This window comes from Sphingobium sp. 22B (assembly GCF_001580035.1).
In the GTDB taxonomy this organism is placed as follows: Bacteria; Pseudomonadota; Alphaproteobacteria; order Sphingomonadales; family Sphingomonadaceae; genus Sphingobium; species Sphingobium fuliginis.
This window is the reverse complement of sequence record NZ_LTAB01000007.1, coordinates 85,415-105,183: the sequence shown is the minus strand read 5'-3', so window position 1 is coordinate 105,183 and position 19,769 is coordinate 85,415. Positions and strand designations below refer to the sequence as shown.

Below are 19,769 nucleotides of genomic sequence, written 5' to 3'. Positions count from 1 at the left end.
GGGCATTCTTTATCGCAGCAATCCCGACCTGGGATCGATGGAAAAGAATATCTGCCATCCCAGCCTGTGCCGCAGCCACTTCCAATAGGCCGCGAACTTACCCATATGGCGCCAATTACCATCCCTTTGATAGGCAAGATATTGAGGTATGGCGACTTGCAAGACATGTCGTCGGCAATCTTCCGGACTTGGTGGCGCCGTCCTGAAATAATCGTCGACGAATTGCCACGCCAGAATCCGCAAGGATCTGTTCAGTGCGTCGGATATTCCGGGCGGTGGCTGATGGTCTTCGGGCATGCGCCGGTAAATGGACGCTTCGGTCACGAGCGCGACGAACCAGGACGACAATGCCGTCGGATGAACATCATCCACGAACAGCCTGCGCACAGTTTGCGCCGTGGCGTTCGTGCCGATGCCGGCGACTTCCTCATCGGCCGTCGCCCGCTGCACGAGCCAGGCCATGGCCGCCGCAGCCGGTATGAGTTGGATGCGGTCCGACCGCCCTTGTGCGGCGAGCAACCGGTTGATCCGCATCACGACGCAATACCAGACCGGCGCCATGGCCGCTTCGACATCGATCCACCGGCGCGGATCGGCCGGATCGTCAATATTCAACCAGGATGACAGGAGAAAGCTGCTTCCTTTCCCATTATGGGAGATGAAGCGGTCATGCACCTTCGTCAGATTGGCGATGCTGTCGTTCCAGACGATATTGCCCAATAGCGTATGTTGCTCTGTGACGATCAGCATATCGAAGGGCGATCCGGCATCTGCGGCATGGCGCAGATCGTCCAGCAATCCCTCGTCTATCCTCATGGCGATGGTCGATCCCGCCTTGTTGCGCGTCTCCACATGCATGCGCATGTCCGAGCGGTCCATGACGCGCCTCAGATGGGCGGGATAGGCTCCATCGGTAAGGCTGTGGCCGGAAAGGAGAATATGATGCGGAGCGGTGGGCATCATGAGGACGGCAGGCTGGGGCTTCCCCTCGCCATCATCACCAGAGCAGGCAGCCAGGAACAGGAGGCCGAGGAGGAGAGATCTCCTCCTCCATCGCGGCCCGTCATCACCCCGGGCCGTCACTGCCGTTCGCCAGGCGCCGGGACAACCATTTGCGGTAAATGGGCAGGATGACCGGTCCTTCGATCATATAGCGGCGCCACAAACGTCGTGGGTTGGACAGAAAGCGGAACAGCCATTCCAGGCTCATCGCCTGCATCCACCCTGGCGCGCGCACTTGTTCGCCGGTCAGGAATTCCAGGCTGGCGCCGACGCACAGCGCCGTCCCGACCGCTTTTCCCGTTCGCGCCACATGCCAGGCAAGCATTTCCTGCTGCGGCGAGCCGACCGCGATGATCGCGAACCGAGCCCGCGCCTGGACCAGAAAGTCGCGCGCCTCGGCAAAGGCGGACGGATTGGCGGCGAATCCCATGGGCGGGTTGAGATGCAGGAAATCGACCGCCGGAAGCTTTTCCCGCAGCCAGGCGATCAGGGACGTCGATCCACCGACGATGGCGATCCGGTCTCCGGGACAGAGCGCACCGGCCATAAGGGCCGCCGTCAGGTCGCTGCCCGGCGCGGCCGGCAGCTTCACGCCCGCATTGGCGGCAAGGCGGGACAGGATGCGGCTGTCGCACAGGCAGAGCCAGGCCGACCGATAGGCAGGCCAAAGATCGGACCGACGGCGCTGGATGCGCACGACATGATCCACATTGGGCGTCACCACATAGGCGAAGGGCGAGCCGGCGGGGCGTTCCAGGATCGCCGCCAGCGCATCCGCGACGGAAAGATCGCAGAAATCGAAGTCGAGAAAGCTGATCTTCCCGCTCGCCGCCGTCCGGGAACCGGTTGCCGGGAGGAGCGGCATATCCGTTGCAGATAATAGCGTCGCCATGACAGCCCCTTCCCTCATACGGCCGTTCGTCAACGCCAGCCGCGACAGTCCTTATGGGACACCACTATGCCCATGCCGCGCGCTGCAATGCTTTCCGGCCAACTACGTCCGGATTTTTAGGGGGGACGCTTGCCGAATATTCGCAACCCGACGAGCGGATTAGTCTCGTCGCAAGCTTGGCTGAAGGGGACAGATCATGAAATCGCCAGCCTCCCGGTCCCGCCTGATGCTGTGCGGCCTGACCCTGGCTGCCGCGGCGTCCGGCCACCGCCCTTCATGGGCGGCGTCCGAGGCCATCGATACCGCATCGGTGCGGGAGGACGCCCAATATCGGATCAATGCCGGCGACGAGCTGGACATCATGGTCTGGGGCGAGGAGCGGATGCAAAGGCTCGTCCGCGTCCAGCCCGACGGCTCTTTCTCCTTTCCGCTCGCCGGGCGGATCATGGCGGCGGGAAGCACGACGGGAACGGTCACGCAGGCGATACGCAGCCAACTGGCGGAAAAATACCGCAACGGCGCACCCGACGTCACCGTGTCGGTGCGCGATTCGGCCGGCATGCGATTCTATGTCATCGGCAAGGTCCGCAATGCCGGCAGCTATGCCGCCGGCAAGGGCGTCGACATCGTGCAGGCCCTCAGCCTGGCGGGCGGCCTGGCGGAATTCGCAGACGTCAAGGGCGCGGTCATCCTGCGACAGACGCCCGATGGCCAGGTCGTCGAACGCATCCGCATCGCGCAGATCCTGAAGGGCGGCAGGCGCCTGCGCGCGGGCGCCTTGCCCGAACCCATTCCCGTCCTGAAAAGCGGCGACACACTCGTCATCCCATGAGCGGCGCCGCGAAGTTGCTCCGCGCATCCCGCAAGGGCGCGGCGGCAGCTTGCATGTTCGCCGGCAGCCTGTCCTGTCCTTCGGGGGTGGTGGCCGATGTCCGACCCGGCCTTGCCATGGAGGGCAGCCTCGCCCTGGCGGACAATCCGCTGCTGATTGCAGGACCCGACCGGGGGGCGGCGGTCGTGGACGCGGGTATCAGGCCCGCCATCGAAATCAGCGACATGACGGGATTGAACGTCACGCTGAGCGGCTTGCTGGCCGGGCGGCATTACAGCCGCCGCTATGAGGATGTCGTCCACGGCAATGCGCAACTGGCGGCCGACTGGCGGAAGAATGAGTGGCTAACCCTGTCCGCCCTCGCCCTCTTCAGCCGCGAACCGCTGATCGATCGGCTCGCCACCGACATCGACGCTTCGGTGAAAAGCACCGGAGTACGGGAGGGCCGGCTGGGCAGGCTGTCGATGCGCTGGAATCCCGACAGCCACACCCGCATCCAACCGGAAATGACCTTCGAATCCGGGCATTATCCCGGCATGGCGACCCTGCGCGATACGCGATCGACGATATTCGCCCTCAGCGCAATCCGAAAGACCAGCGCCTATACCACGCTCGGCACGCGCTGGAGCTATATGCGCAGCAGCGTCGACGGAGCCCCTGACAGCAAGGTCTATTCCGGCTACGCCTCGCTGGAGCAGAGACTGAGCGCGGTCTGGCGTCTGCGGATGGAACTGGGGCTGGAACATGTTCGCACGCCAGCGCTCCAATCGGCGCCCGCCGACCGACGAAGCCAGGCGGCGGGACGCATCGAATTGTGCCGCGACTCCCCTCGGCTGAATCTGTGCGCCAGCGGAGCATTGACGTCCGAGGTCAGCGGCCTGGGGGGGCTGCAACGCCGGATCGACATCGGAGCGGCGGCGCAATGGCGGCTCGCGCCCCGTCTGAACCTGGCCCTTGACGGCCGCTACCAACGCGCGACCCAGCAACGCACCGCGCTGCCCGGCCTGGACGCAGCGCAGGCGAGCCTGCGCCTGGAACGGCGCATAAACCGCCGCATCACTGCTTCGGCCGTCGCGGAATATCGCCGTCGGGAACCGCCCAGGGAACGCGCCCTTTCTTCCACGACCATCGGTATCCAACTGAAATATGAGCCATTGCCTCTTTAGTCGGGCATGAGGTCGTGGGGATTTTTCTGACGTCATTTGCCATGGCACAATCATCGGAACCCGAAAGCAAGACTATCCAGATCGGCAAAGGCCGATCACCCTGTCCTGCAATGGATCGCGCCGGTCCCCTGCCGGACATGCGCCTGCCGCGATCTGCAAATGCACCGGCACCCGGGGAGATGATGACGATGCTGGTTGCACAAGAATTATGGGCAAATCGCTCCCGATGTCCCATGGAGCCATCGATCGCCAGGCCGCTTCGCGTTGCCTATCTCACCAATGTCTATCCCAAACCCAGTCACAGCTTCATCCGGCGGGAGATCCTCGCGCTGGAGCGCCAGGGTTTCGAAGTGACCCGACTTTCCGTTCGAGACGGCGGCTGCGCGCTGCCCGATCCCGCGGACCGGAGCGAATATGACCGCACGCATATCCTGCTGAACGGCAATTATCCGGAACTTGTCCTTGCTTTCCTGTCGCGGATGATCGCCCACCCGATCCGGCTGGCGCGCGGCGTCGCGACCGCATGGCGGATGCTGGGCCAGGGCATGTCCGATCCCATGCGGGTCGGCGCCTATCTGCTGGAGGCCTGCCTGCTGGCAAAATATATGGAAAGGGCCGGGATCAGGCATGTCCACGTCCATTTCGGGACCAATCCGGCGGCGGTAGCCCGGCTGGCAAGGGAATTGAGCCAGGTCACCTACAGCGTGACACTGCACGGCCCGGATGAGTTCGACGCTCCCAGGGCGCTGTTGCTGCGGGAAAAAGTATCAGGCGCCGCTTTCGTCATCGCCATATCCAGCTTCTGCCGGGGACAGTTGATCCGATGGACGAGAACGCAGGACTGGTCGAAGATCAAGGTCGTCCGATGCGGCATCGAACAGGAACAGCTCAGCTATGTCGAACAACTTGCCGGCTATATCACCGGGACTTCGGATCATCTGGTCTGCGTAGCCAGGCTGAGCGCGCAAAAGGGTCTTGGGCTGCTGCTGGAAGCGGTTGCCGTTGTTGCCCAGGACCATCGCTTCCAACTGCGGATCATTGGCGACGGCGAGTTGCGCGCTCAACTGGAAGACCAGATCGAACGGCTGGGACTGCACGACCACGTCGTCCTGCTGGGCTGGTGCAGCGCGGACCGCGTGCGTCAGGAAATGCTGAATGCCCGCGCCCTCATCCTACCGAGCCTCGCAGAAGGATTGCCGGTCGTGCTGATGGAGGCCATGGCGCTTGGCAAGCCCGTGGTCGCATCCTGCATTTCCGGCATCCCCGAGCTGGTCGACGACGCCTGCGGCTTCCTGTTGCCGGCGGGTTCGGCGGAGGCCATAGCCGAAGGGCTCCAAACCGTGCTGGAGACGGACGCCGACATATTGGCCGCCATGGGGGAGGTCGGACGCCAGCGCGTGCGCCGCTATCATGACGTGGATCGCAACACGGCCGCCCTGGCGGCGCTTTTCCGTCCCCTGGTGTAACGATGATGACGCTCTTCCTCTGGCTCGTCGCGCTCATGGTCGGAATTCCGCTCCTCATGGTCGGCCTGGAATGTCTTCTCGCCCTGTCGGACGCGGCAGCGTTCCCACCGGCCGCGACCTCACCCCGGATCGCCGTGCTGATCCCCGCGCACGACGAAGCCCTGGCTATCGCCGCAACGTTGAAAGCGGCACAGGCCCAGCTTGCCGCGACCGACCGGCTGGTCGTCGTCGCGGACAATTGCAGCGACGCCACGGCAGCCGTCGCCCGTGCCCATGGCGCAGAAGTGATCGAACGACAAGACCCGGACAATCGCGGCAAGGGCTTCGCCCTGGCCTTCGGCCGCGACGCCCTGCGCGGCGATCCGCCCGCGGTGGTTCTCGTGCTGGATGCCGATACGCTGCCCGCACCCGGCGCGATCCCCCTGATCGCTGCGCAGGCAGCGAGGAACGATGCCGCGCTTCAGGGCTGCTACCTGATCGAAAGCGGTTCGGCCGAACCGCGGATCGCCATGTCGAACCTGGCCTTCCGCCTCAAGAATTTCGTGCGTCAGAAGGGGCTGCAAAGACTGGCGGGCCATGCGCTGTTGCAGGGCAGCGGCATGGCCTTTCCCTGGACCATGTTCAGCACCGCGCCGCTCGCCACCTCCAGCCTGGTCGAAGACGTGCAACTGGGTGTGGATCTATATCTGCGCGGCGACAGGGTCCGCTTCGCGGAATATGCGCGCTTCACCAGCGCCGCCAGCACGCTCCGCGGCACCGTCTCGCAACGCACGCGCTGGGAACATGGCAGCATGGCGTCGGCGCCGGCCCATGCGGCGAGGCTGTTCGCGGCCGCGCTGCGCGGGCGCGTCGGCGCGTGGGCGCTGGCGCTGGACCTGCTGGTTCCACCCCTCGCCCTGCTGGCGATGCTGTCGACGGCGGCCATGCTGCTTCTGGGGATCAGCGCTCTGCTGGGGCAGAATATTGCGCCGTTGCTGTTCCTGACCATCAGCGGCGCGCTGTTCGGCCTGGGCCTTGTTGGCGTCTGGGTCAGATGGGGGCGCGACCTGCTTCCCGCCTCGACGGTCCATCGCCTGCTCCTCTACCTGCTGTGGAAAATGCCGGTCCTCGCCCGCTTTCTCATCCAGCGCCAACGCAAATGGGTCCGCACCGATCGCGGCCCGCTGAATTAAGAATCCACCCTCCGAATTTCCACGACGCAAAGGACAGGCTGAAAGCGACCCGACAGATCGAACATAGTGTCAGCCAGCCCAAAAGGGGGCTCGTCCGGGTCGCACCGCGAATGTCTCATGTCGTTTCGATTGCCGAGGAGCATGCGATGTCGTTCTGGTCGGTACAAGCTGTTCAAAGAGCAACCGCATTATTGGCGATGCTGTTCATATTCACCTGCCAGGTCGATGAGAACATCGATGCGCAGCCCGCCGTTTCGACGGAAACCGCCGTTACCGCCAGCGGCGCGTCCATGGCTGCGGCGCGCAGCGCGGACGAAGCGCAGGAGGAGAATGGCCCCAGCCTTGGCTCCTATCTCTGCCTGCTGGCCTGCGGCATCGTCGTCGCCCGCCAGATCCGCAAGCGTGGAACGACCCATATCACCCTTTCCTGAAACAGGGACGAAGCCGATCATGCATGCAATATCGAAGCCATGGAGATGCGTCCTCGTCGGTGATGAGCAGATTCTCATCGAATGCGCTCATATTCTTCTCGATCGCGGTCATGATGTCGTTGCCATTGTCACGGAAAGGGAATCCATAGCCAACTGGGCAGAGAAAAAAGATATTCCGTGGATCACGTCCGCAGGCCATATTGACGGCTCCGACATCGGAACCTTCGACTATCTCTTCAGTATCGCCAATCTCAACATCTTGTCCGAAGCGGTGCTGGCGCTCCCTTCCCAGGGCGCGATCAACTTCCACGACGGTCCCTTGCCGCGCTATCCGGGGCTCAACGCACCCGTAAGGGCGTTGCTGAATGCCGAGCCGCACCATGGCATAAGCTGGCACCGCATGACGCATGAAGTCGACCGGGGATCGATCCTGGCGGCACGGACATTCCCCATCGATCCCGGCGAGACGGCCTTTTCACTCAACACAAAATGCTTCGCCGCCGCCATGGAGAGTTTTGCGGAACTGGTCGATGCACTGGCCGCCGGGACGTTCATTGAAGTCGATCAGGCTGAATTCGCCGCGACGGAAGAGTTCCGCGCCGACCGCACGGCAAGCGCTGGCGCAATCCCATGGTCCCTTGGCGCGGAAAGGATCGAAGCCCTGGTCCGCGCGCTGGACTTCGGGACCCATGCCAATCCCGTCGCCCTGCCGAACATGCTGCTGGGCGACAGGCTGCTCTTCATAGCCAGCGCCACGGCGACGGACAGCCGATCGGACGCAGCGCCGGGAACGATCCTCCGCATCGATGCGCAGGGCATGACCGTCGCGACCGGCGATGGCGACCTGTCCATAGACCGGATCATGTCCGCCGAGGGCGTCACCCTCTCTGCGGCGGACGCGGCGGCCCGCTTCGGGCTGCGGCCGGGCCTGCGGTTCACCCTGCTGGAACCGGAGCGGCAGGATGCCCTGTCTCAACTGGCAGGGGCCTTCGCCGTTCATGAGAAATATTGGCGCAAGCGGTTGCGTCGACTGGACCTCCTGTCCCTCGATGGGATCGAAAGAAGCGCCGATGCTTCGGGCGCAGGACGGATCGACGCAGTGCTGGAGGAACCGGACGGTCCATATGCGGCTCAGTCGCTGCTGGCGTCGACCCTTGCCTATCTGGCCCGCATCCATGATCGCGCGTCATTCGATGTCGGCTATGCCGATCCAGTGCTCGGCATGCGGGTTGCGGGCGTGGAACCATGGTTCGCATCCGTGCTGCCAATGCCCGTCGCGATGGATTTCGACGCTGGCATGCAAAGATTCCGCGACAGGCTTTCGGCGTCTCTGCGTGAGGTTCACCGGCGGCTGGGCTATCGCGTCGACCTGCCCGCGCGCATGGCTGGCGATGGAGTCCCGGACCGGGCTTTCCCCGTCATCGTGCAGATCGTCGACGATCTCGAAGAAGGCAGGCTGCCCGCGGGTTCCCAATTGTCGATCGCCATTCGCTCCGACGGACGGGCATGGCGCTGGCTGTTCGACGGCGCCGCACTCGACGGTGCGGCGGTGCAGGCAATGCAACAGGGCGTCGCCACGCTTCACCGGCACGCGGTCGGCGCTCCGCATTGTCCCGTCGCTGATTTGCCGCTGCTCGATCCCGCCCTCCTGCAACAGGCGGCGTCATGGTCGAACGGCATTTCGCTGCCCTGCCGCCAGGACGCAACCGTCCATCAGCTCTTCAGCCAGCAGGCCGCGCGCACGCCGGAAAAAATCGCCCTGACCTGCCGGATGGAAAGCCTGACCTACCGGCAACTGGATGAACGTTCCAACCGGCTTGCCCGTCATCTCCGGCGGATGGGCATAGGTCCCGACGGCCTGGTGGGGCTGCATTGCGACCGGTCTACCGATCTGATGGTGGCGCTGCTCGGCATATGGAAGGCGGGGGGAGCCTATGTCCCGCTCGATCCGGCCTATCCGGCCGCGCGGATCAGCCAGATGATCGAGGATGCCGGGCTTCAAGCGATCGTCACCCGGTCACATCTTGCGCTGGACGCCCCAGCAACGCCGATGGTCCGGATCGATGCCGATTGGCATGATATTGCACGTGAGGACGGCGCATCCCTCCCTTCCTCCAGCGGGCCCGATCATCTGGCCTATGTGATCTTCACCTCCGGCTCCACCGGCCGGCCCAAAGGCGTCATGGTCGAACATCGCAATGTCGTGAACTTCTTCGCAGGCATGGATCGGCATATCGGGGCGCTGGGCACCTGGCTGGCGGTCACCAGCCTCAGCTTCGACATTTCCGTGCTGGAACTGTGCTGGACGCTGACGCGGGGGATGCATGTGGTGCTGACCACCGGCCATGAATTGAAGCCCGTGGCGCAGCCCCGTCGCCCCATCGCCTTCAGCCTGTTCTACTTCGCCAGCGACGAAGCCAGTTCGGGCAGCGACAAATATCGCCTGCTGCTGGAGGGTGCACGCTTTGCCGACACCCACGGCTTTGCTGCTCTATGGACGCCGGAGCGTCATTTCCATGCCTTTGGCGGCCTTTACCCCAATCCCGCCGTCACTGGCGCCGCCCTTGCCGCGATTACCAGCCGCGTGCAGATCAGGGGCGGCAGCGTCGTCCTGCCGCTGCACCATCCCGCGCGGGTGGCGGAGGAATGGTCGGTGGTCGACAATATCTCCAACGGCCGGGTCGGCATCGCCTTCGCCTCCGGCTGGCAGCCCAATGACTTCCTGCTGCGTCCCGAAGCCTATGCCGACCGCAATGCCGGGCTGCTGCGCGATATGGAAACCGTTCGTGCGCTGTGGCGGGGAGAAACGCGCCGTTTCGATGGGCCGGTCGGCCCGGCCGAGGTGCGGACTTTGCCGCGCCCGGTACAGCCGGAACTGCCCTGCTGGATCACCTCCGCCGGGAGCATCGAGACATTCGCGGCGGCAGGTCGCGCCGGCGCATCGATCCTGACCCATCTGCTGGGCCAGTCCATCGACGAGCTGGCAGGGAAGATCGCCACCTACCGGCAGGCGCGCCGGAACGCGGGACATGAAGGCGAGGGCCAGGTCGCGCTGATGCTGCACAGCTTCGTCGGCCCCGACGCCGCAGCGATCCGCAGCATCGTGCGCGAACCGCTGATCGCCTATCTGCGCACGGCCACCAGCCTGGTGAAGCAATATGCCTGGTCCTTCCCGGCGTTCAAGCGGCGGCCTGGCATGGCGGAAACGGTATCCGACATCGAGTTCGACAGCCTCAGCGCCGAAGAAACCGACATGCTGCTGGAGCATGCCTTCGACCGCTATTTCGAGAGCAGTGGGCTGTTCGGCACGCCCGAACAATGCATCGCCATGGTCGACAGGCTGCGCGCCATCGGTGTGGACGAGATCGCCAGCCTGATCGATTTCGGGGTCGATGGCGAACAGGTCCTGGCGCATCTGCCCCATCTCGACCGGTTGCGCCGACTGGCCGTGGAGGCGGACGAACCGGCTGGCGAACCGATGGCCGCGCTGATGGAACGGCACCGGGTGACGCACCTGCAATGCACGCCTTCCTTGATGCGCATGCTTCTGGCGGAACCGGGGGTACGGCCGCATATCGCCGCGCTGGACCATCTGATGATCGGGGGAGAGGCCTTTCCGCCCGATCTTGCCCAAGAGCTTCTGGGAACCGTCCGGGGCAAGATCACCAACATGTATGGCCCCACCGAGACAACCATCTGGTCCGCCCTCCATCCGGTGACGGAGGGGGGTGGGCCAGTGCCCCTGGGCACGCCGCTCGCCAATCAGTCCGTCACGATCATGGACAGCCGACAGCACGCTCTGCCCCCTGGCGTGCCGGGCGAGATCGTGATCGGAGGCAGCGGCGTGGTCAGGGGCTATCTGAACCGGCCGGAGCTTACCGCCGAACGCTTCGTGCCCGATCCCGCCGATCCGGGCGCCCGCCTTTACCGCACCGGCGATCTGGGACGCAGGCGGCGCGACGGCACGCTCGAATTTCTCGGCAGGCTCGATCACCAGGTCAAGATACGCGGCTATCGCATCGAACTGGGCGAGATCGAGGCGCTGCTCCACCGCATGGACGGTGTAGGGCAAGCCGTGGTCAACGCGATCCGGACCGAGGATGGCGAACAGATGCTGGTGGCCTATGCCGCGCCGCTCCCCGCCAATCATGATTTCAGCGGAATCCGGGAAAGGCTGCGCGCCGAACTGCCGGACTTCATGGTGCCGACCCATTATGTGGGGCTGGCGCGGCTGCCCCATACGCCCAATGGCAAGATCGACCGCGCCGCCCTGCCCCACCCGGAACGGGCGACGCCGGTTTCGCAGCAGGCCTTCGTCGCGCCGCAGGAGGGGGTCGAGGCAAGGATCGCCGCGATCTGGCGCGATGTGCTGAAGCTGGAATCAGTGGGATCGCTCGACAATTTCTTCGATGCGGGCGGCCATTCGCTGCTGGCGGTGCAGATGCATCGGCGCCTGACGACGGACCTGCGTTACGACCTGGCGCTGACCGATATTTTCCGCTTCCCGACCGTCCGGTCGCTGGCGGCGCATCTGTCGGACGGCGGGACGAATGACCGCGGGGCACGGGATGGCCTCGCCCGGGCGGAGGGGCGACGCGCCGCACTTGCCCGGCGTGTCGCCGCCAGGCCCCCGGTGCTGGCCGGTGAGCGGAGCCAGGCCTGATGGATCAGCATGCGACATGGCCGGACATGCGGTCCGACGATCCCGACCTGGACAATCATGTCGCCGTCGTCGGCATGGCCTGCCGCTTTGCCGGCGCCCCCGATCTGGAGAGCTATTGGGCCAATCTGCGCGAGGGACGGGAATCCATTGTCCGGCTGAGCGACGAGCAATTGCTGGCGGCCGGCGTCGATCCCCGCGCGCTGGCCGATCCGCATTATGTCCGGGCGGCCGCCCCGATGCCGGACATGGAGATGTTCGACGCGACACTGTTCGGACTCAGCGCGCGGGATGCCGCCATCATGGACCCGCAACATCGCCATTTCCTGCAATGCGCCTGGGCCGCGCTGGAAAATGCGGGTCACGCGCCCGACCGCTTCCGGGGCGCCATAGGCGTGTTCGCCGGGTCGGGGCATAATGCCTATCTGCCCTATAATCTGCTGACCAATCCCGATCTGGTGCGCCAGGTCGGCTTCTTCCTGATGCGCCACACCGGCAATGACAAGGATTTCCTGGCCACCCGCGCTTCCTACCTGCTCGACCTCAAGGGCCCCAGCGTCAGCGTCCAGACGGCCTGTTCGACATCGCTGGTCGCGATCCACATGGCCATGCAGAGCCTGCTCAACGGCGAAAGCGACATGGCGCTGGCCGGTGGCGTCACCATCGAACTGCCCCATGGCCGGGGCTATCGGTACGAGCCGGGCGAGATATTGTCGCCCGACGGCCATTGCCGCGCCTTCGACGCTGAGGCGGCGGGAACCGTCTTCGGCAGTGGCGCGGGCGTCGTCGTGCTGCGCCGCCTGCGCGACGCGATGGAGGACGGCGATCATATCCATGCCATCGTCCGCAGTTCGGCCGTCAACAATGACGGCATGGGGAAGGTCAGCTATCTCGCGCCCAGCGTCGACGGTCAGGCCCGCGCCATTGCCGAAGCGCTGAGCATCGCCAATGTGGATGCCGGATCGATCGGCTATGTCGAAACGCATGGCACCGGGACGCCGGTCGGGGACCCCATTGAAATCGCGGCGCTGACGCAAGCCTTCCGCGGGAATACCGACGCGGTGGGAATCTGCGCCATCGGATCGGTGAAGCCCAATATCGGCCATACCGATACGGCCGCGGGCGTCGCCAGCTTCATCAAGGTCGCGCTGGCGCTTCAGCATCGCGAACTGCCGCCGTCGCTGCACCACAGCCGGTCCAATCCCGCTTGCGGGTTCGAACGGTCGCCCTTTTTCGTCAATGGACGCCTGCGTCGCTGGGACAGTGTGGCGGGATCGCCCTTGCGCGCAGGCGTCAGTTCATTGGGGGTCGGCGGCACCAATTGCCATGTCGTGATGGAGGAGGCCCCTCCGCCCGCTCCCTCCGGCCCGTCCCGGAAATGGCAGTTGCTGGTGCAGTCCGCCGCTTCTCCCGCCGCGCTGGAGGCCAATGGCCTGGCGCTGGCCGATCATCTCGAACGACGGGGCGATCAGGCGCTGGCCGACATCGCCTTCACGCTCCAGAGGGGTCGAAAGCTTCTCCCCTTTCGCCGCATCGCCGTCGCCCAAAGCCATGAATCGGCGGCTGGCGCGATCAGGGACGGCGAATCCGTCTTCAGCGCGAACCGTCATTGCGTCCCGGCCAGCCGCAAGCTGGCCTTCCTGTTCGCGGGCGGCGGCGCGCAATATGCGGGCATGGCGCGCGATCTGTATGAGGCGGAACCGGTGTTCCGCGATGCCGTCGATGAATGTCTGGCGCTATTGGCCGATCTGACCCCGACCGACTTCCGCGCTGCCCTGTTTCCCGGTCCGGATGCGATCTCCACAGACGCCATGCAAAGGCCGGCCATCGGCCTGCCGCTGCTGTTCACCATTCAATATGCGACGGCGCGGCTGTGGATGAACTGGGGCGTCGAACCGGATGCGATGATCGGCCACAGCATGGGCGAATATGTGGTGGCGCATCTGGCTGGCGTCTTCGATCTGCAGTCGGCGCTCCGGCTGGCATGGGGACGGGCCCGGCTGTTCGAGTCCCTGCCGCCGGGAGGAATGCTGAGCGTCCCGCTGTCCGAAGAAGCGCTTCGTCCCCATATCGGCCCGGATCTGTCCATTGCCGCCGTCAACGGCGCTGCCTTGACAGTCGCTTCGGGACCGATCGAAGCCATAGAGCAGCTCCGCGCCACGTTGGAGAGCGCCGGCGTGTCCAGCCAGCAGGTCGCCATCGCCGTCGCGGCGCACAGCGCCATGCTCGATCCCATATTGGACGATTTCCGGCATTTGGTGAACGGCATCCGCATGGAACCGCCCAGCCGGGCTTTCCTGTCCAGCCTGACCGGCGACTGGGCACGGACGGAGGATGTCACCGATCCGGATTATTGGGTGCGCCATTTGCGCGAAACCGTCCGCTTCGATGCGGCGCTGGAAAAGCTGCTGCCCGGCGGCCATGTCCTGCTGGAAGTCGGCCCGGGACGGACGCTCGCCAGCCTTGCACGCCAACATCGGGCACGCGGATCGGACCAGCCGGTGTTCAACTCTCTCCGCCATGCCGACGAGCATTTCGACGACCAGGCCTATATGCTGAAGACATTGGGCTGCCTCTGGATGGCGGGCTATCCCGTCGCCTGGGAGAAGCTCCACGCCGGGGAGAAACGCCGTCGCGTACCTCTGCCCGGCTATCGCTTCGAACGCCAGCGGCACTGGATCGAGCCGGGGCGGATCCGCGCTGGCGACAGCGCTGACGATGTCGACATGATCGGTCATCCGGACAAGGCAGGCTGGTTCTACCGCCCCGCATGGCGCCTGGCGCCGCTTGCTTCGGATGTTCCGGAACCCGGCACGGCGCTGCTGTTCCTGGACGAGGCCGGGTTGGGCGATGTGCTGGCGGCTCGGCTCCAGAATGCGGGATGCGCCGTGACCACGGTTCGAGCCGGCAAGCGGTTCCGCGTGAAGGGCGACGACAGCCTGACGATCAATCCCGCCCGTCCGGAAGATTATGAAAGACTGGTCGCATATCTGGCGGACCGCGATCGCATGCCACGGCAAATCTTCCACCACTGGCTGGTGGGCGAAGGCCAAGACGTCATGCAACGCGGTTTCTGGTCCCTCTTTCACCTTTGCCGCGCCCTGGGGGAAGCGGCGGTCGAACAACCGATTACGATCGGCCTCATATCAACAGCCATGCAGCGCATCGGGGACGAGCCGGTGGATCCCGCAAAGGCAGCCGCATTGGGGCCCTGCCGCGTCATACCCGGCGAATATCCCGCCATGCGGACGGTGAGCGTCGATGTCGACCTGCCCGACGACGCCGGCCGCCGCGAAGAATTGGCGGCCTGCATCGTCGCGGAAGCGACGGCGGAGGACAGCGCTTCCGTCGTTGCCTATCGCCGGCTGGAACGCTGGGTCGAGACATTCGAACCGCAACGGCTCGCTCCAGCGGACAAAAGCCGCCTGAGGCCCGGCGGCACCTATCTGATCACCGGCGGCCTCGGCGGCATAGGACTCCGCCTTGCGGAGCATCTGTTCGAAACGCAGGGCGCCCGGCTGGTGCTGGTGGCGCGCGGCCCCGTCCCGCCAAGGAACCAATGGGCCGAGCTGCTGGCGACGCTTTCGCCCGGAGACATCATGTGCCGGCGCATTCGCAGGCTTCGCGCGCTGGAAGAGAAAGGCGCGGAAATCCTGCTGATAGAGGCGGACATCAGCGACAGCCGCCAGATGCGAAAGGCCGTCGCTTCCGCCCGGTCCCGCTTCGGGCCGATCCACGGCGTCTTCCATATGGCCGGCCTGTTGAACGACGGGCCGCTGGCGCTGAAGTCGATGGACGGCGCGGCGGCCGTTCTGGCGCCCAAGGTCCAGGGCACAATGGCGTTGGAAAGGGCGCTGGCGCATGAGGAACCGGATTTCCTGATGCTCTTCTCCTCCATCAGCGCGGTGGCGGGCATTGCGGGGCAGGCTGACTATGCCGCCGCCAACGCCTTTCTGGACAGCTATGCGCGGCATAAGGCAGGCCGGGGAAGAATGGCGGTCATCGCGGCGGGATGGCCGCGCTGGCAGGAAACGGGGATGGCCGCTTCCATCATGGTGCCTCCGCCTCGTCCGCTCCGCTCGCCCGAAAACGGGCGAGCGGCGGGCGCCGCTTTGCTCGACCGGATCCTGATCGACACACAGGACCGGCGCACCGTCTCCGCCCGTCTTTCGCCGCGGACCCACTGGCTGCTGGACGAACATCGGCTCACCGACGGCGCGGCCCTCCTACCCGGTTCCGGCCTGGTGGAACTGGTGCGGCAGGCCTTCCAGGATATTGCCGGGCAGCGGCCGTTCGAACTGCGCGAGATGCTGTTCCTCGAACCCTTTGCCGTGGCCGACGATGGCGATCGGGACCTGCAGATCGACCTGCTGCATCAGGGCGGCGAAGCATGGCGTTTCCACATCATGGGCCGTGACAGGACCGCGGAGCAAGGCGCGCCGTGGACCCAGCATGCGCGCGGCCATGCGCTGATCGGCACGCCGCAGGACGGCAGGCGGCTGGATCGGGAGACGATCGCAGCGCGATGCCCCCATAGGCTGGTCGGTGGCACGATCGGCTCGGCCGCCCATCTCTCCTTCGGTCCGCGCTGGCGGAACATCGAGGCCGTGCATATCGGCCACGACGAAGCGCTGATCGATCTGCGCCTGCCCGACGCTTTCGCTGCCGACCTGCCCGGTCTTGCCCTGCATCCGGCCCTCCTCGATTTCGCGACGGCTGGCGCCCAGATGCTGATCCCCGGCTTTGACGGCGCGACCGACTTCTACGCCCCGGCATCCTATGGCGCCCTGCGCCTGACCGCGCCGCTGCCTGCCCAGATCGTCAGCCATGTCCGCCTGCGGCCGGATGCGACGCAACCGGGCGAGATCGCGGTTTTCGACATCAGCATCGCTTCCCCGCAAGGACAGGTTCTGGCGGAAATCGAAGGCTTCGCCATGATGAGGCTGCGACAGCCGTCAAGCCTGACCGGCAGCAATTCAGCAAGCCCTGCAATGACCGATGCCGACGATCGGACGGGCCTGTCGTCGCTGGACGGGATGGAGGTCATCGACCGCCTGCTTGCGTCACGAGAGACCGGGCCGATCATCATTTCTCCGCAAAAGCTGAACCCCATGCTTGCGAAACTCCGCGCCCCGTCCCGACGAAAGCGGCAAGGCGCGGCCGCAACGGACGAGCTTCCGCCGGAAGAGAGTCCCCGGACCGAAACGGAGCGCATCATCGCCACCATGTGGCAGGACATGCTGGGCACGGCTGCGGTGCGGCGCAACGACGATTTCTTCGACCTGGGCGGCCATTCGCTGCTCGCAGTGCAGCTCATCAACCGCCTGCGCAAGCGGTTCGGGCAGAATCTGCCTCTTACCGCCCTGATAGAGGCGCCCACCCTGGCGCGGCTGGCGGCGCTCATCACCCCGGCGGAAGGGCCGCTGGATGAGGCGGACCGGCCGCCGCCGGCAGGTCCCGCACCCGGCATCCTGCTGCTGCGGCCGGGCGACGAGCCGGGCGCGCTGTTCCTGGTTCATGACGGCCTCGGCGAAACGCTGCTCTACCGCACGCTCGCCCTGCAGCTGGAGGGACCGCCCGTCTTTGCCATCCAACCCGAACGCCATCCGGACGGCAGCTTCGTTCATTCCAGCATCAGCGCCATGGCGAGAGGACATGTGGAAAGGATGAGGAAGGTGCAGCCCGCCGGTCCCTATATGCTGGCCGGGCTGTGCGCCGGGGGCGTGATCGCGGCGGAAATGGCGCGCCAGCTGGAGGATGCGGGCGAGGATGTCGCTTATCTCGGGATCATGGACGCCGCCGATGTGGAGGCTTCGGAGCGTCCCTTCCATGCGATGCGGATGCGATGGCGGCGGGTGAGGGAAGGTTTCGGCCGCAATCGCCGGTCGCTTTGGGGCTTGGCGGCACTGATTCCCGGCACGGTGCGGAAATTCGGCAATATGCTGGCCTATGAAATGGCTTCCCGGCGGGACCGTCGTCGGATGGATCAAGCCGTGGCGCGCGCCCGTCACGCGGGCGAGGCGGCTCCCGCCCACCTCTCCTTCCTCGAACTCTATCAGGCTGCGCACCGGATGCATCGGCCCAGCGGCCTGATCCAGTCGCAGAAGGTCGTTCTCTACAAGGCGACGGCGGGGAATGGCGCAGTGGACGATCACCCCTTTTCCGACCAGTTCGGTGACGTCGCCCTCGGGTGGGGGCGCCGGGTCGCACATTATATCGAAGTGGTGGAAATAGCAGGCGGCCATAGCAGCGCATTGCAAGAGCCGCATGTGACCTCCCTCGCGCGGCTGATGCAGGATGCTCTGGACGACGTGCTGATCGGGCGCAACCGGAACCCGGCGGCGGCTGAAGCGCCAGTGCCGCGGGACCTTGCCGAACCATCGCGGGAACAAGCGGGATGAACATGCCCCCTGCATCACGTCCCCGGCAATCGCCCGTGCTGATCGCTGTCGTGAACTACCGGACGGACGGCCTTGTCGTCGATTGCCTGTCAAGCCTTGCCGGAGAAATTGAGACCTATACCCAGGCGCGCGTGGTGATCGTCGACAATGCCTCCAGCGACGGTTCGGCGGAGCGGATCGGGGAAGCCATCCGCGACCGGGGATGGAGCGACTGGGCCAGCCTCGTCCGTTCGGAACGAAATGGCGGCTTTGCCTATGGCACCAACCTGGCGATCGCCTCCGCGCCCACGGGCTTCGTGCCGTCCTTCATATGGCTGCTCAATCCGGACACGCGGGTCCGCCCCGGCGCCCTTCATGCCCTGATCGGCTTCATGCGCGCGCATCCGCAAGCCGGCATTGCCGGCAGCCTGATCGAAGATGCGGACGGCATCGTCTGGCCCTATGCCTTCCGCTTTCCGAGCATCGCCGGTGAAATCGAACGAGGGGCGCGGCTCGGTCTGGTGAGCCGATTGCTGAGGCACGCGGCGGTCCTTCGCCGGGTCGGCGAACGGCCGACCCGCGTCGACTGGGTATCGGGCGCCAGCATGATGATCCGCGCAGGCGTGCTGGACGCGATAGGCGCCCTGGACGAAGATTATTTCCTTTATTTCGAGGAAACGGACTTCTGCCTGCGCGCCAATCGCGTGGGCTGGCAATGCTGGTATGTTCCCGACGCCCGCGTGCTGCATATCGCGGGCCAAAGTACGGGACTTACGGGCAAGGGCGCGGTCGTATCGCGGCTGCCGCGCTATTGGTTCGAATCCAGGCGGCATTATTTCGTCAAGAATCATGGCCGAGCCTATGCTGTCTGCGCCGATCTGGCCTGGATGACCGCGCATGCCGCATGGCGCCTGCGCCGCAAGCTGCAATCGCTGCCCGATCCTGATCCCGCTCATCTCCTCTCCGACTTCCTGGCCTGTTCGGCCTTACGCGCCAAGGCACGGAACCCGCGCCGCCCAAAAGACGATCCCGCCTCCATTCCTGCCGAGATGCAGGTCACATGATGCGCAAAGGCAGGCTGCTGCCCGCCGGAACGGATGTCGAGCTGCGCCTGGTCCACATCCATGACGTTCCGCAAGGCGCGCTCCTCCCCAGGTGCTGGAAGGAATGCGAACGCGCAGCCAGATTCCGCTTCGCCCGGCACCGCCATCGCTTTCTCGCCGGACGCGGCATGCTGCGCCATATGCTGGCCGACTGGTCGGGACTGGCGCCCGACGGCCTTCGTTTTGGGGAAACCGGCAATGGGAAGCCCATCCTGTTGGATCGGCCCGATCTGCATTTCAACCTCAGCTATTCGGACGACCATATCCTGATCGGCGTGACCCGGCGGAGCCCGCTGGGCGTGGACATCGAACGCCGCCGCCCGTTCCCGCAGGCTCTTGCCCTGGCGGAAGATTGCTTTGACGCGGAGGAACGGACCGCATTGTGCCAGGCCCGGCCCGGCATGTCGGAAAGCGACCTCTTCCTGTCGGGCTGGACCCGCAAGGAAGCCTGCCTCAAGGCTTGCGGGATCGGCCTGAGCCAGGACCCGGCGGAAATTCCGACCGGGCTGGATCACGGTGCACGAACGGTCAATATCGGGGCGTTCGTCCATGCCCGGGTCGAAACCCTGATTCAGAACGACAATGTCGTCTCCTGGGCGAGACTGGTATAGGCGATCGATGTCGCCGGCCTGACCGACGGACCTTCGAAGATCCTCCATAATGTA

General features: G+C 65.3%; 12 protein-coding genes. 9 read left to right on the top strand and 3 right to left on the bottom strand.

The window, feature by feature from the left end; genetic code table 11:
* Nucleotides 1-9 precede the first annotated feature (9 nt).
* Both A0J57_RS08890 and A0J57_RS08885 read right to left on the bottom strand, forming a co-directional pair.
* Nucleotides 10-963, bottom strand: coding sequence for a hypothetical protein (locus A0J57_RS08890; RefSeq protein WP_061935131.1), 954 nt, complete (start codon nucleotides 961-963; stop codon nucleotides 10-12).
* Between the two features lie 103 nt (nucleotides 964-1,066).
* Complete coding sequence (locus A0J57_RS08885; protein WP_235600823.1) at nucleotides 1,067-1,894, bottom strand: WecB/TagA/CpsF family glycosyltransferase; 828 nt, start codon at nucleotides 1,892-1,894, stop codon at nucleotides 1,067-1,069.
* A gap of 196 nt (nucleotides 1,895-2,090) precedes the next feature.
* On the opposite strand from A0J57_RS08885, the gene A0J57_RS08880 reads away from it, so the two are divergent.
* The 5 genes from A0J57_RS08880 (at nucleotide 2,091) to A0J57_RS08860 (ending at nucleotide 6,961) form a co-directional block, all read left to right on the top strand.
* Nucleotides 2,091-2,726 carry a polysaccharide biosynthesis/export family protein gene (locus A0J57_RS08880; RefSeq protein ID WP_061935129.1) on the top strand — a complete coding sequence of 212 codons (636 nt, stop codon included), beginning with the start codon at nucleotides 2,091-2,093 and terminating at the stop codon, nucleotides 2,724-2,726.
* Nucleotides 2,723-3,892 carry a hypothetical protein gene (locus tag A0J57_RS08875; protein ID WP_061935127.1) on the top strand — a complete coding sequence of 390 codons (1,170 nt, stop codon included), beginning with the start codon at nucleotides 2,723-2,725 and terminating at the stop codon, nucleotides 3,890-3,892. Before A0J57_RS08880 ends, A0J57_RS08875 begins: the two co-directional genes overlap by 4 nt.
* Before the next feature lie 233 nt (nucleotides 3,893-4,125).
* Entirely contained in the window at nucleotides 4,126-5,358 is a 1,233-nt protein-coding gene (locus tag A0J57_RS08870) for a glycosyltransferase family 4 protein (protein WP_061935125.1), read from the top strand.
* Nucleotides 5,359-5,360: 2 nt separating this feature from the next.
* The gene (locus A0J57_RS08865; RefSeq protein ID WP_061935123.1) at nucleotides 5,361-6,530 is read left to right on the top strand and encodes a glycosyltransferase family 2 protein; all 1,170 of its coding nucleotides are present in this window, start codon (nucleotides 5,361-5,363) and stop codon (nucleotides 6,528-6,530) included.
* A gap of 146 nt (nucleotides 6,531-6,676) precedes the next feature.
* The gene (locus A0J57_RS08860; RefSeq protein ID WP_153017810.1) at nucleotides 6,677-6,961 is read left to right on the top strand and encodes a hypothetical protein; all 285 of its coding nucleotides are present in this window, start codon (nucleotides 6,677-6,679) and stop codon (nucleotides 6,959-6,961) included.
* Here A0J57_RS08860 and A0J57_RS26850 read toward each other — a convergent pair.
* Complete coding sequence (locus tag A0J57_RS26850) at nucleotides 6,948-7,271, bottom strand: hypothetical protein (RefSeq protein WP_235600831.1); 324 nt, start codon at nucleotides 7,269-7,271, stop codon at nucleotides 6,948-6,950. The genes A0J57_RS08860 and A0J57_RS26850 overlap by 14 nt on opposite strands.
* Here A0J57_RS26850 and A0J57_RS08855 point away from each other — a divergent pair.
* The 4 genes from A0J57_RS08855 to A0J57_RS08840 are packed head-to-tail and all read left to right on the top strand — an operon-like array spanning nucleotide 7,233 to nucleotide 19,715.
* Nucleotides 7,233-11,624: a MupA/Atu3671 family FMN-dependent luciferase-like monooxygenase gene (locus A0J57_RS08855; RefSeq protein WP_235600830.1), complete on the top strand. Its 4,392-nt coding sequence runs from the start codon at nucleotides 7,233-7,235 to the stop codon at nucleotides 11,622-11,624. The genes A0J57_RS26850 and A0J57_RS08855 overlap by 39 nt on opposite strands.
* Complete coding sequence (locus A0J57_RS08850; protein ID WP_061935117.1) at nucleotides 11,624-18,022, top strand: type I polyketide synthase; 6,399 nt, start codon at nucleotides 11,624-11,626, stop codon at nucleotides 18,020-18,022. The genes A0J57_RS08855 and A0J57_RS08850 overlap by 1 nt, the downstream gene beginning before the upstream one ends.
* On the top strand, nucleotides 18,019-19,065 hold the full coding sequence (locus A0J57_RS08845; RefSeq protein ID WP_235600822.1) for a glycosyltransferase family 2 protein: 1,047 nt from the start codon (nucleotides 18,019-18,021) through the stop codon (nucleotides 19,063-19,065). Before A0J57_RS08850 ends, A0J57_RS08845 begins: the two co-directional genes overlap by 4 nt.
* On the top strand, nucleotides 19,062-19,715 hold the full coding sequence (locus A0J57_RS08840; protein WP_061935115.1) for a 4'-phosphopantetheinyl transferase superfamily protein: 654 nt from the start codon (nucleotides 19,062-19,064) through the stop codon (nucleotides 19,713-19,715). The genes A0J57_RS08845 and A0J57_RS08840 overlap by 4 nt, the downstream gene beginning before the upstream one ends.
* Nucleotides 19,716-19,769 lie beyond the last annotated feature (54 nt).